Origin of the sequence: Agrobacterium sp. CMT1 (genome assembly GCF_037203725.1) — a bacterium.
GTDB lineage: Bacteria > Pseudomonadota > Alphaproteobacteria > Rhizobiales > Rhizobiaceae > Agrobacterium > Agrobacterium pusense.
The window spans coordinates 148,310-161,357 of the sequence record NZ_JBBCAR010000002.1 but is presented as its reverse complement, the minus strand read 5'-3'; the positions used below and the strand labels follow the sequence as shown (position 1 = coordinate 161,357).

The following is a 13,048-nucleotide window of genomic DNA, read 5'->3' as shown; positions in this document are numbered from 1 at the left end:
CCTGAAGCACATCAGGGCACGATGAGCGTGCCGGCGCCTTCGGTAAAGATTTCCAGAAGGACGGAGTGCGGCGTCTTGCCATTGAGGATCACCACACCCTGAACACCAGCCTTGATGGCGTCGATGCAGGTCTCGACCTTCGGGATCATGCCGCCGGAAATCGTGCCGTCCTTGATGAGGGCGCGTGCCTGCGAGACGGTGAGCTCCTTGATGAGTTCCTTATTCTTGTCGAGAACGCCGGGAACGTCGGTGAGGAACAGCAGACGCGAAGCGTGAAGTGCACCCGCAATCGCGCCGGCGAAGGTATCGGCATTGATGTTGTATGTCGCGCCATCGCGGCCAGGGGCGACCGGTGCGATGACCGGAATCATTTCCGATTTAGCGAGCAGGTCGAGCAGTGTGCGGTCGACTTCCACGACTTCGCCGACGAAGCCGAGGTCGAGCACGCGCTCGATGTTGCTGTCGGGGTCGATCACGGTCTTTTTCGCCTTCTCGGCGAAGACCATGTTGCCATCCTTGCCGCACAGGCCGATGGCCCATTCGCCCGTCTGGTTTATGAGGGCGACGATTTCCTTGTTGATCGAGCCGGCCAGAACCATTTCAACGATCTCGACCGTCTTGGCGTCGGTGACGCGCAGGCCGCCCTCGAATTTTGACTCAATGCCCATCTTGCTCAGCATGGCGCCGATCTGCGGGCCGCCGCCATGCACGACGATGGGGTTGATTCCCGACTGCTTCAACAAGGCGATGTCTTCCGCGAATGCCTTGCCAAGCGTGGAATCGCCCATGGCGTGGCCACCATATTTCACCACGATGGTCTTGTTCTCGTATTTCTGCATGAAAGGCAGAGCCTGTGCGAGCAGCCGCGCCTGAGTTTCGCTTTCGGAAGACGTCATCTAAAAACCTCGGTCTGTGGTTGCGGCCGTTGAAGCCTGTCACCGCTCTAAAGCAAGTCTTTGACGGATGAAATAACCTCCTGGCCTTATTGTGTCGGCTGCGGTGAAATTTCTTTTTTTTGCCTGTTCCGGCCCTGTAATGAGATTGACATAAAGGGCCAATGGGACCAGCCTTGCTGATGAAGGGGAGGGGTTAATTCAGGGTGATGAAGATGTCTCGCGCCGTGGAAATGGTGCACCTGAACGACCGAGGAGTGATTGAACACATGACGGCACCCGATCGAGACAAGCAAAGCGGTTTACGGGACGAAGTGCTCGCGGGCGAATATGTGCTGGGTGCCCTGCCGCCGGAAAGCATGGCGGAGCTTGCCAAGCGCGTAAAACGCGACAGGCAGTTCGCGGCCATGGTCAGGCGCTGGCGTGACAATCTGGCGGAAACCGAATATCGCGAAAATGCGACCGTCGCTGCGTTGCTGGAACGGGACCCCCGCCGATCCGGTCTGCCATTCAGGAGCCAGCCGTTGCGGAGTGGCAGCATATTCGCAGCCATGCTCTCGGAGATCTGGCATTCCGTGCGCTTCTGGCGCCTTCTGGCTTTGACGGCGATGCTCTGGACCGCCGTTCTGCTTTTCACCATCGCCTGAGAGGCACGCCTCTCAAAGAGAGATCGTTCTGATGATCTCGGCCCGCAGGTTATCCAGCCCGACTGATTTTTCCGAGGACGTGGCGAGAACTTCCGGATAGGCGGCAGGGCGCTTGCGGATTTTCTCAAGCGTTTCGCCAATCAGCCGCGGCACGCCGGCATCCTTGATCTTGTCCGTCTTCGTCAGCACGATCTGGTAGGACACAGCCGCCTTGTCGAGGAGGGTCAGAACCTCCTCGTCATTCTTTTTCACGCCGTGGCGGGAATCGATCAGCACGTAGACGCGCTTCAGCGTCGCACGGCCGCGGAGGTAATCGAAGACGAGCTTCGTCCAGGCATCGACCTGATCCTTGGGGGCCTGCGCATAACCATAACCGGGCATGTCGACCAACGCCATAGGCGGAAGATCGCCCTCAGCACCGGAGTAACCATCGGGAACGAAATAATTCAGTTCCTGGGTGCGTCCCGGCGTGTTGGAGGTGCGGGCAAGCCCTTTGTGGCCCACCAGCGCATTGATGAGCGAGGACTTGCCGACATTCGAACGACCGGCGAAGGCAATTTCCGGCGGCCCTTCAGGCGGCAGGAATTTCATCGCGGGGACGCCGCGAATGAAAATCCAGGGTCGTCCGAATAGTGGCTTTTCGGTTGCCGCGCCGGTTTCACTCATTTCGATTGCACCGGCTTTCGCTTGAACAGCCCTTTGATGTTATCGAACAGCTCGATCTTGGCGCCCTGGCGCTTCATGATGACCGCCTGCTGGGTGATGGAGAGCGTATTGTTCCATGCCCAGTAGATGACCAGACCGGCCGGGAAGGAGGCCAGCATGAAGGTGAAGATCAGCGGCATCCAGTTGAAGATCATCGCTTGTGTCGGATCGGGCGGCGTTGGGTTCATGCGCATCTGCAGGAACATGGTGATGCCCATGACAAGCGGCCAGACACCGATCATCAGGAAGTGCGGCACGTCGTAAGGCAGAAGGCCGAAGAGGTTGAACAGCGATGTCGGGTCCGGCGCGGAAAGGTCGTGGATCCAGCCGAAGAACGGCGCGTGCCGCATTTCGATGGTGACGTAGATGACCTTGTAGAGCGCGAAGAAGACCGGGATCTGCAGCAGCATCGGCCAGCAGCCGGCAACAGGATTGATCTTTTCTTCCTTGTAGAGCTGCATCATCGCTTGCTGCATGGCCATGCGGTCATCGCCGTGCTTGGCCTTCAGCTCTTCCATCTTCGGCTGCACGCGCTTCATATTCGCCATGGAAGCATATTGCTTGCTGGCGAGCGGGAAGAAGAGGGCCTTGACGACGATGGTGGTGAGCAGGATCGCTACGCCGAAGTTACCAAAATAACGGAAGAAGAAATCCATCATTTTGAACATCGGCTTGGTGATGAAGTAGAACCAGCCCCAGTCGATCAGAAGGTCGAACTTCGGAATTGCGTAGGTCGTCTCGTAACGGTCAACCAGCGGCACTTCCTTGGCGCCAGCGAAAACAAGGCTCTTCAGCTCGATCGACTGGCCGGGCTCGACCGTCATCGGGTCGCTCTTGAAATCTGCCTGATAGCTCGGCTGATTGCCGGTGATGTGCGAATAACGGGTTTCGAATGGCGTCGTCTGGGGCGGAACGATGGCCGCAGCCCAATATTTGTCAGTGATGCCGAGCCAGCCGCCGGTCGCCTTTGCAACCGTTACCGGTGCTTCTTCGACGTCCTTGTACTTTTCTTCCGTCAGGCTGCCATCTTTGCCCGAAACGCCGAGAAAACCTTCATGGATGACGAAGACCGGGGGAACTGCGGGCTTGTTGTTACGCGTCACGCGGCCATAGGTGGCGAAGGAGATGGCCGCCTGGCCGGGGTTCTCAACCTTGTCGGCGACCGAGATCATGTAATGCTCGTCGATCGAAACCGTACGGGAGAAAATCACACCCTTGGCATTGGTGTAGGTGAGGGTGACGGGCGTGTTTTCCGTCAGCTTGTCGCCGCTTGCGAGCGTCCAGACGGTGGTCGGACCTGGAACGCCGCCGACTTCCTGCGCTGCAACGTAACCGAGCTCGGTGAAGTAACCGTCCTTGGTGTCAGCGGGCGAGAACAGCGTGATGATCGGGCTCGAGTCATCGACGGTCTCATGGTAGTCCTTGAGCCGGATGTCGTCGAAGCGGGCGCCGGTGAGATTGATCGAGCCGGCGATGGCATTGGTGTCGATGGCCACACGCTGGGTTCTTGCAATCGACTCTTCGCGGGTCGCCGTTGCGGCAGTCTGCGGTGAGGAGGCGGGCGGTGCGCCTTCAACGGCAGCACCTGGTGCGGCGCCCGGCGCCGGCTGCTGTTGCTGCGTGGTCTGCTGCTGCGCCTGGCGGGCCTCTTCGGCGCGGCGCTGCTGCTCGATACGCGGATTCATGTAAAGGAATTGCCAGGCGAGGACGATGACAACCGAAAGGGCTATCGCGATGAAGTAATTGCGGTTCTTTTCCATCATTCTTTCCTGGAGCGGGTCTCCTGGGACCGTTTCGGTTTCGCCGTTCCTTCAATGCGCTCGGCAAGGAGAGACTGAAGTTTCGGGAAGGCCGTATCAAGCACATCCCTGCGGGCGACAATCACATAGTCATGACCGGGCTTCATTGCGACCCCGGCAGAAAGCCTGACGGCTTCCTTCAGACGGCGGCGCATGCGATTTCGCTCGACCGCGTTGCCTTGTCTTTTTGTTACGGTGAAACCGACGCGAGGCTCGGTTTCCGGGGATTTCCGATCAAGCACTTCCAGAAGAAAGGTGCTTCCCCGCCGTTTTTCACCTGCCTGAACGGCAAGAAACTCCGACCGGTTTTTAAGCCGGCCGGGGCTTTTCTTAGTCTCGCTCATGTGCCCACGACTTTCATCGGGCCACAGATCGGCAATTAAGCCGACAGACGAGCGCGGCCGCGCGCACGGCGGGCTGCGAGAACCTTGCGGCCGCCGGCAGTAGCCATGCGGGCACGGAAACCATGACGACGCTTGCGAACAAGCTTGGACGGTTGGTAGGTACGCTTCGACATTTATTTAATACCGCGGTGTGCGGCCCTTCTTGAATTTGCAATTATTTGCAAGAGCGTTTCGTTTTTTGCACGGCTAAACCCGCCTGGGCGAGCTTTCAATGGCCGAGCGTGCGCGGCTTATAAGGGCATAGGCCAAGCAAAGTCAATTGCCGAAGGGGTTTTCGCCCTTCACCTTTTGCGGAAAACGCACCGCGATTTCTCTCGTCTACGGCCGATGAGGGCCGATTCCCATCCGCAATCGATAAAATCTGAAATTCTTTCTTAAGGCCGCATTGATAAATCTTGTGACGCGAAAAGTTATGCCAGCTTCCCATTTTCATAGCGCAGCTGGTTTTTGTTGGGGGAACGAAATTGAGAATTCGCGGTCGTATCAATCTACTTGTCGGGCTGATGAGCCTTGTTGCCTGTACCATCGGCGGGCTGTCCATCTATGCGATCAACGAATTCTGGGTTCGGTCGCACCATTTCGAACAAGCGGCCGAACGGGCTTACAAGGGCGAGGCGCTCAACCGTCTGGTAACGGCAGTCGTCATGGAGGCGCGTGGCATCTATGCAGCGGCGGACATTGCTGCGGCCGCACCCTTTGCCGACGGCATGGTCAAGAACCTCGACGCCATGGACAAGCTCATTACCAGCTGGGCACCGCTCGTGCCGGCGGAACAGAAGGCTGGTTTCGACAAGCTTGCCGGCCGCTCGAAGGAATTCCGGACTTTCCGCCTGGAGACCGTCCGGCTGGCTAAGGAAAGCGGGCCGCAGGCGGCGAGCCAGCAGGGCAACAACGAAGCAAACCGTGCCAATCGCAAGGCCTATCAGGCGGAGATCGACAGTATCGTGAAAAACGACATTGCCGAGCTTGAAGTCGTCAAGGCGGGGGTCGACGCTTTCAGCACTGCCATATTCTGGGTAATTGTCGCGGTGACTGTCGCCGGCGTGGGGGCGGGGGCTGCTTTCGGCCTCTATATCGGAACGCGTCAACTGAGTGCGCCGATCCGCCGGGTATCCCAGGTCATGAGCGAGGTGGCCGACGGAAATCTGGATGCGGCAGTTCCCTACCTTGGGCGCAAGGACGAGATCGGCGAAATGGCCGCGGCCGTCGAGGTCTTCAAGACCAATGGCCGCGAAGTGCGCCGCATGAACGCTCAGGAATCCGCCATGCGGGCCAAGAGTGACGACCTGCAGGCCGGCATGGCCGTTGTCGTCGATGCCGCCGCCGCGGGGGATTTCAGCCGCCGTATCAACAAGGATTATGGCGACGACAACCTCAACCGTTTCGCAGCCACGATCAACGCCCTGCTCATCGGCGTGGACAATGGTGTCTCCGAGACCAGCCGCGTCATCGAAGGTCTGGCGCGGGGCGATCTGACGGAGAAGATGGATGGCGAGTTCCGCGGCGTGTTCGCCGAACTCCAGTCGAACGTCAACCAGACGCTGGCCAAGCTGCGGGAAACAATGCGCGAAGTGCGCAGCAGCACGGAGGGTATCAGCGGTAATGCCGGCGAATTGCGCTCGGCCGCCGATGATCTTTCCAGGCGAACGGAACAACAGGCCGCGGCGCTCGAGGAAACATCCGCCGCTCTGGACGAGATCACTGCCGTCGTCCGAAATTCCACCGACCGCGCCCAGGAAGCCAGCGCCATGGTGGCTGAAACCAAGCAGAAGACCGAAGAATCCGCCAATGTCGTACGCGATGCCGTTTCGGCGATGGACCGTATAGAGCATGCGTCGCGGGAAATCAGCCAGATCATCAATGTTATTGATGAAATCGCCTTCCAGACCAATCTCCTTGCCCTGAATGCGGGCGTGGAAGCGGCCAGGGCCGGCGAGGCAGGCAAGGGTTTTGCAGTCGTCGCTCAGGAAGTGCGTGAGCTCGCACAGCGCTCGGCAACGGCGGCCAAGGACATCAAGGCGCTGATCACCAAGTCCGGTGAGGAAGTCGGGCGCGGGGTATCGCTGGTCCAGAGAACCGGCAGCGCTTTGAGTGAGATCGAAACGCGCGTCCTGGCGATCAACGAGCATATCCACTCCATAGCTACCGCGGCGAAGGAACAGTCCACAGGCCTGCACGAGGTGAATACGGCCATTAACCAGATGGATCAGGTTACACAGCGTAATGCCGCCATGGTGGAGGAAACCTCGGCCGCAACCCATAAGCTCAGCAGCGAGGCGGACCATCTTGTCACGCTGGTGACCCGCTTCAATGTCGGCGCGGATGGTGTTCAGCGGAACCTTCGCGCCGAGACCGTGTCGCGTCCGGCCCGCGCCGCGCAGCCCATGCGGCCCGTTGCAGTGTCAGACAGAACGACGGCGGTGGCTTCTCCGGCGCGCAAATTGATGAACAGCGTCAGCCGGGCACTCAGCGCTCAGCCAGCCGTAGCGCCGGCGCAGGGGGACTGGCAGGAATTCTGACGGGGTTACCTGATAACTAAGCCGCTTCTTGCTTCAGACGCCGCCTTGTGGCGGCGTTTGTTTTATTGCGATGAAAACCTTGCGTCGCAGCGCATTGGAAAAAAATCCGTTAGGTCCTATTATCGTTGGTGCATATAAACCGAGCCGTTCAACCGAAGCGGCGGCGCGCATACAGGATCAGGGCCCGGTGTTTTCTAAAGGCGTAGACAGCTTGGACCGCACGGAAGACAATCCGGCGCACGGCATGCCGGGATTGACTGCCGGTCTTTCCGGGCGGCTGCTGTTGCTCACGGTCATTTTTGTCATGATCGCGGAAGTGCTCATCTTCGTGCCTTCCGTCGCCAATATGCGCCTGTCCTGGTTAAGGGATCGTCTGAATACGGCTGCCGCGGCCGGCGCGGTGATTGACGGACTGCAGGCCGAATTGCCGCGAAGTGTGCAGAACGATACCCTGATGGCGACAGGGGCAAAACTGATAGCCCTGCGCAAGGACGGTACGTCGCGGCTGCTGGCGGCTGCGGAAACCCCGCCCGGCGTCGATGAGCAATATGATCTTTCCGATGTGTCGCAGGTGGCCGCAGTACGCGATGCCTTTTCCACCCTGCTGTTTGGCGGTAACCGCGTCATTCGCGTTTTCGATGTCGTTGGCGACAGCGACACCATCATCGAACTGGTGCTGGGCGAGAACAAGCTCAGGGCTGCCATGCTGGCCTATGCCCGCAATGTGTTCCTCATTTCCATCGTTCTGTCGCTGATCACCGCCGGCCTCATTTTCATCTCCATCAACCGCATCATGATACGGCCGATACGCCGGCTGACGCTCGGCATGCAGAATTTTTCGGAAGATCCTGGCAACCCGGAGCGGATTTTCGTGCCGGAGGAGGGAACGGACGAGCTGGCCGTTGCCGGGCGTCATCTCGCCGATATGCAGACGGAACTGCAGAAAACGCTGCGGCAACAGAAAAACCTCGTGGATCTCGGCCTCGCCGTCTCGAAGATAAACCACGACATGCGCAACATCCTCTCATCCGCGCAGTTGATGTCTGACCGTCTGGTGGACGCAAAGGACCCGATGGTGCGAAGCTTCGCGCCGAAACTGCTGCGTACCATCGACCGTGCCGTTGCCTACACCGGCGAAGTTCTGGCCTATGGCCAGGCGACGGAAGGTGCGCCGAAACGCAAGATGGTGCAGTTGAGCCTTCTGGTGCGGGACGTGCGCGATATCCTGGCGCTGGAGCCGGACAGCGGTATTGAATTCCGCGACAGCGTGCCCGCGGAGTTGACGGTGGATGCGGATTCGGAGCAGCTATTCCGGGTAATCCACAATCTGTGTCGCAATGCCGTCCAGGCCCTGCAATCCGATGCCGCCAATGCCGCGCCGAGGTATCTTTCAATCTCGGGTCAGAGGGCCGGCAGCGTTGTCAGCATCGTGATCGACGATAACGGTCCGGGTATGCCGCGGAAGGCCAAGGAGAACCTGTTTTCCGCCTTCAGGGGCTCGGCCCGTTCCGGCGGCACAGGGCTCGGCCTGGTCATCGCCCGCGAACTGGTGCTGGCCCACGGCGGCACCATCGCGCTTGTCGAGAAGCCGGGCCCCGGCACGCAGTTCCGCATCGAAATCGCCGATCGCGCCACGACGGTGCAGGCGGCAAGAACCGCCTGAAAGGCCCCCACCCGGATCGTCCAGCGCAGCCTTCATACCCGCTGGATGATATGCGGCTCACGCGCTCTCGAAAACGCACGTTTAGGAATGTCGTTTATTTTCAACGCGATAATTGAATTGCTGCGGAAAAATGACAATTTCGAAGCAAAATCGCTTGCAATCGGAATGAGGACGTTTTAGAGGATCGCCACGCCACCGGAAACGACCGGAACGGCACGCACCCGTAGCTCAGCTGGATAGAGCACCAGACTACGAATCTGGGGGTCAGGAGTTCGAATCTCTTCGGGTGCGCCATTTCCTTCTTAAAAACAAGCATTGAAACACGCGATATTTCTAGCCTCGTATGCGGCTTGGATGAGCAAGTCCATTCCGCCAGATTCCTCGGCCCCTCTGGCACGCGGCAGGACCGAACGAATTCCACACATCCCGAATATATGTTAAAATCATCCGATCGTGAGATGGCTCGGGGTGAAAGCCATGCTGGAAGCGGATAAGGTATTTGCGGGGTCGATTCCGGAAAATTACGACCGCTATATGGTGCCGTTGATTTTCGCACCTTTCGCCACTGATCTGGCGCGGCGGGCGGCGGCATTGATGCCGGTTGATATTCTGGAGGTCGCTGCAGGAACCGGCGCCGTCACGCGCGAACTCACGTCCCGACTATTGCCTGCCGCCAGCTATGTGGTGACCGATCTCAATCAACCTATGCTCGACTTCGCCGCGTCGCAGCAGGCACCGGATCACCGCATAAAATGGCAACAGGCCGATGCCCAGCTCCTGCCTTTTGCAAGCGCTGTCTTTGATCTTGTCTTCTGTCAGTTCGGCGCAATGTTCTTCGGTGATCGGCCGTCGGCCTATCGTGAGGCAAAGCGGGTGCTGAAGCCCGGCGGGCATTATTTATTCAATGTCTGGGATCGCATCGGGGAAAACCACTTCGCAGATGAAGTGACAAACGCGTTGGCGCGCCTGTTTCCCGATGATCCACCCCGCTTCCTGGCACGCACCCCGCATGGTTATCATGATGTGGCCGCGATCCGCCGCGAACTGGAGGACGCGGGGTTTTCCCGGGTGACGATCGAGACGGTGGCGGCGCAAAGTCGGGCCGCTTCGCCCCGTGTTCCGGCGGTCGCTTATTGCCAGGGAACGGTTCTGCGCACGGAAATCGAGGCAAGGGCCCCCGGAACACTGGATGCTGCGACAGATTACGTCACCGCAGCCATTGAAGCCCGCCATGGCAGCGGTGAGGTTACCGGCAAAATTCAGGCGCATGTGATTCTCGCCGCATTATAAGTCTGCGCCCCCAGCGATTTTCGGTTCACGGACAAGCGCGGAAATACCATCAATATTAGTGGTTTTGAGTAAAGGCCCATTCATCGCGGTTTCCGATTGTCCAAGATTTCCGGGCTTTCGCGTGTCATCGAACTTTCCTCAAACCTTCGTCATATTGTCATACAATATAAGCATATGCGCTTCAGAAAAGGAGCGCAGAATGACGCCACAATCACTTGAACTTTCGGGCATCGGCAAAGGCTTCGGCGCCGACGATGTTCTGAAAGAGATCGATCTTTCCATCCGCCCCGGAGAGTTTTTGTCCCTGGTGGGCATGTCGGGCTGTGGCAAGTCCACGCTGCTGCGCATCATAGCGGGGCTCGAAACGCCGGATCGCGGTTCGGTGTCCATCGGCGGACAGGACGTGACCGAGATCGATCCGAGCGACCGTAATCTCGCGATGGTGTTCCAGTCCTACGCCCTTTATCCGCATATGAGCGTGCGCCAGAACATCGCGACGCCGCTTAGGATGCGGCGTTTGCCCTTTGCCGCGCGGCTACCGCTGATCGGGCGGTTTGCGGCGCCGGCCGAAACGGTGAGAGAGATCGAAGCAGCCGTCGAGCAGGCGGCCGAGACGCTGCAGATCGCGCATCTGCTGGATCGCAAGCCGGCGCAGCTTTCCGGCGGCCAGCGTCAGCGTGTTGCGCTTGCCCGGGCACTGGTGCGTTCGCCGGCCGCCTTCCTCATGGACGAACCGCTCTCCAATCTTGATGCGAAGCTTCGCGCCCACATGCGCGAAGAGCTGGCAGGCCTGCACCGGCGGCTCGGCGCGACTTTCATCTATGTCACCCATGACCAGATCGAAGCCATGACGATGTCCGACCGTGTCGCGTTGATGTCTGAAGGTCGTATCGAGCAGCTTGGCACGCCGGATGAACTCTACCGCAAGCCCGCCACGCTCACCGTCGCGCGCTTCATCGGCACGCCCTCCATCAATCTGCTGCCGGTCGAAATCGCCGCCAGCGGCAAGGTGACGGCTTTCGCCCGGGATCTTGGTCTCGAAGCCGCGGGCCGCGACGCCGGTCCCGCAACGCTTGGTGTTCGCGCAGAGGATCTGCGTCCCGGCGCGGAAGGTTTGGCCGTGCGCGTGGTCCGCAGCGAAACCCATGGCGCAGACCGCTTCGTGAGTTGCCGTCTTTTAAGTGATGAGACGGTGGCCATAACCCTGCGACAGGGTGCCGGCGAAACGCTTGGCGCTGATGCGAATGGCGTCATGACCCTCGGTTTTGTGCCGGAGCGCGCGCATCTTTTCGCCGCCGATGGTCTCCGCCGCAAGGTGACCGTTCGCGAGCAGGTGCCGGCATGACGGCGGTTGATTTTTCTGGCGCGGCGCGTGCCAGCGCTCGCCCGCGGCTTTCAAAGGCCGACCGGCGGATGATCCGGCGCGGCCTGATCTTTGCGGCACCCGCAAGCTTGCTGCTTCTGGCAATCTATATCGTGCCGATGCTCGTTCTCGCCGGGTTTTCCGTCACGGATTATCAGCTTGGCGCGCTGTCCACGCGCTTTGTGGGACTGGGAAATTTCGTCAAGGCGTTTCAGGATCCGGTTTTCCTGCGTGCTTTGACGAATACGGCCATCTACGCTGCCATCGTCATTCCCTTCGGCGTGTTTCTGGCGCTCGGCGTAGCCTTGCTTGTCTATAATCGCAAGCGCAGCCGCGCCTTCTGGGAAGTAGCTTACTTCCTTCCGGTCACCGCAACGCTGGTGGCCATGGCGACCGTTTGGCAATTCCTGCTCCATCCATCGCTCGGCCCGGTGAATGCGGCGATCAAGTGGATGGGCTTCGAACCCGTCGCTTTCCTCTCCAACCCCGTTCTCCTTATCCCTACCATGGCGCTGATGGGCGTCTGGCAGATACTCGGCTTCAACATGGTGCTGTTCCTTGCCGGTCTCACCGCCATTTCGAAGGATTTGCACGAGGCGGCGCGTCTCGATGGCGCGAAGAACCCGGTGGACCGCTTCCTGACGGTGACATGGCCGATGCTCGGACCGACGACCATGTTCGTTGTGGTCACCACCTCCATCTCTGCCTTCAAGGTGTTCGAGACGGTGGCAGTGCTGACCAAGGGCCGTTTCGGATCAGAGACGTTGCTGTTCGATCTCTATCTCGAAGGTTTTGAGTATTCCAACACCGGTTATGCCGCCGCGCTGACGGTGATCTTCCTCGCAATCGTACTGGTGCTTTCGATCGGCCAGACGCTGCATATGGACCGGAAGGTGCATTATTGATGGCCGCACTCCGCAAATATCTTCCGCATCTTGTGTTGGCGCTCGGCGCTTTCCTGATGCTCCTGCCGTTCTACTGGATGGTGCTGACGTCAATCCGTTCGCCGGCGGAAATATTCAACGTTTCGCTCTGGCCGATCCCTGAGAAATTCGACGCGGCCGATAATTACACCCGTGCAGCCGGGCAAGTGCCCATGGCACGCTTCATGCTCAATGGCGTCATCGTCTGCGTCGGTATTCTCGTCGTCCAGATACTGACATCTGTGCCGGCGGCCTACGCTCTGGCGAAACTGCGGTTCCCGGGCCGCAAGCTGCTTCTTGGCCTGGTCGTCGCCGCGCTCTGCGTTCCCATCCAGGCCCTTGCCCTGCCGCTTTTCGTCGGTCTGGCAAAGACGGAGCTGCTGAACACCTATTTCGCGATGATGATGCCCTTCTTTCTCTCCGTCTTCGCCATCTTCCTGTTCAATCAGTCCTTCCGCAGCTATCCGGATGAAATCATCGAAGCGGCACGCATGGACGGCTTCTCTGAAATGGAGATCTGCTGGGGGCTTGTGCTGCGTGGTTCGCTGCCTTCACTCGCCGCCTTCTCGGTCTTTTCGCTCGTCGCCCACTGGAACGACCTTTATTGGCCGATGATCGTTATCTCTGACACCAATCTCGCGCCACCGCCGCTTGGCATGATGTTTTTCGCCGATGTTGAATCCGGCGCAAATTACGGCGCGCTGATGGCGGGCGCGACACTGATTACCGCGCCGATGGTGCTGTGCTTCCTCCTGGCACGGCGGCATTTCATCGCCGGTATTACCATGACCGGCGTCAAGTGACGCCGTTCAGACTTCCTCCTCCCAACCTCTCTGGAGACT

12 protein-coding genes and 1 tRNA gene are annotated in these 13,048 nt (G+C 59.3%); 8 read left to right on the top strand and 5 right to left on the bottom strand.

Annotation, left to right across the window (positions count from 1 at the left end; translation table 11 throughout):
* Positions 1-11 precede the first annotated feature (11 nt).
* Positions 12-896 carry an acetylglutamate kinase gene (gene argB / locus WA845_RS03435; RefSeq protein WP_004439672.1) on the bottom strand — a complete coding sequence of 295 codons (885 nt, stop codon included), beginning with the start codon at positions 894-896 and terminating at the stop codon, positions 12-14.
* A 266-nt stretch (positions 897-1,162) separates the two neighbouring features.
* On the opposite strand from argB, the gene WA845_RS03430 reads away from it, so the two are divergent.
* Positions 1,163-1,540, top strand: coding sequence for a hypothetical protein (locus tag WA845_RS03430; protein WP_112556156.1), 378 nt, complete (start codon positions 1,163-1,165; stop codon positions 1,538-1,540).
* A 12-nt stretch (positions 1,541-1,552) separates the two neighbouring features.
* On the opposite strand, the gene yihA is transcribed toward WA845_RS03430, so the two are convergent.
* From yihA to rpmH, 4 genes are read right to left on the bottom strand one after another with little or no spacing between them, the layout of a single operon-like run.
* Complete coding sequence (gene yihA / locus WA845_RS03425; protein WP_004439676.1) at positions 1,553-2,206, bottom strand: ribosome biogenesis GTP-binding protein YihA/YsxC; 654 nt, start codon at positions 2,204-2,206, stop codon at positions 1,553-1,555.
* Entirely contained in the window at positions 2,203-4,005 is a 1,803-nt protein-coding gene (gene yidC, locus WA845_RS03420) for a membrane protein insertase YidC (protein WP_004439678.1), read from the bottom strand. Before yidC ends, yihA begins: the two co-directional genes overlap by 4 nt.
* Positions 4,005-4,388: a ribonuclease P protein component gene (gene rnpA / locus WA845_RS03415; protein ID WP_004439680.1), complete on the bottom strand. Its 384-nt coding sequence runs from the start codon at positions 4,386-4,388 to the stop codon at positions 4,005-4,007. Before rnpA ends, yidC begins: the two co-directional genes overlap by 1 nt.
* A gap of 35 nt (positions 4,389-4,423) precedes the next feature.
* Positions 4,424-4,561: a 50S ribosomal protein L34 gene (gene rpmH / locus WA845_RS03410; protein ID WP_003493611.1), complete on the bottom strand. Its 138-nt coding sequence runs from the start codon at positions 4,559-4,561 to the stop codon at positions 4,424-4,426.
* 351 nt (positions 4,562-4,912) lie between these two features.
* Between rpmH and WA845_RS03405 the strand changes: the two genes are divergently transcribed.
* The 7 genes from WA845_RS03405 to WA845_RS03375 all read left to right on the top strand — a co-directional run bounded on the left by WA845_RS03405 (position 4,913) and on the right by WA845_RS03375 (position 13,009).
* Complete coding sequence (locus WA845_RS03405; protein WP_112555943.1) at positions 4,913-6,967, top strand: methyl-accepting chemotaxis protein; 2,055 nt, start codon at positions 4,913-4,915, stop codon at positions 6,965-6,967.
* 244 nt (positions 6,968-7,211) lie between these two features.
* Positions 7,212-8,630: an ATP-binding protein gene (locus WA845_RS03400; protein WP_006698926.1), complete on the top strand. Its 1,419-nt coding sequence runs from the start codon at positions 7,212-7,214 to the stop codon at positions 8,628-8,630.
* A 217-nt stretch (positions 8,631-8,847) separates the two neighbouring features.
* Positions 8,848-8,924: transfer RNA gene (locus tag WA845_RS03395), tRNA-Arg, on the top strand.
* A gap of 183 nt (positions 8,925-9,107) precedes the next feature.
* Positions 9,108-9,920, top strand: a complete 813-nt coding sequence (locus WA845_RS03390; protein WP_112555941.1) for a class I SAM-dependent methyltransferase — start codon at positions 9,108-9,110, stop codon at positions 9,918-9,920.
* A 199-nt stretch (positions 9,921-10,119) separates the two neighbouring features.
* Positions 10,120-11,265: an ATP-binding cassette domain-containing protein gene (locus tag WA845_RS03385; RefSeq protein ID WP_162719256.1), complete on the top strand. Its 1,146-nt coding sequence runs from the start codon at positions 10,120-10,122 to the stop codon at positions 11,263-11,265.
* Complete coding sequence (locus WA845_RS03380) at positions 11,262-12,188, top strand: carbohydrate ABC transporter permease (protein ID WP_035206712.1); 927 nt, start codon at positions 11,262-11,264, stop codon at positions 12,186-12,188. Before WA845_RS03385 ends, WA845_RS03380 begins: the two co-directional genes overlap by 4 nt.
* Positions 12,188-13,009: a carbohydrate ABC transporter permease gene (locus WA845_RS03375; RefSeq protein WP_004439691.1), complete on the top strand. Its 822-nt coding sequence runs from the start codon at positions 12,188-12,190 to the stop codon at positions 13,007-13,009. Before WA845_RS03380 ends, WA845_RS03375 begins: the two co-directional genes overlap by 1 nt.
* The last annotated feature ends 39 nt before the right edge of the window (positions 13,010-13,048 follow it).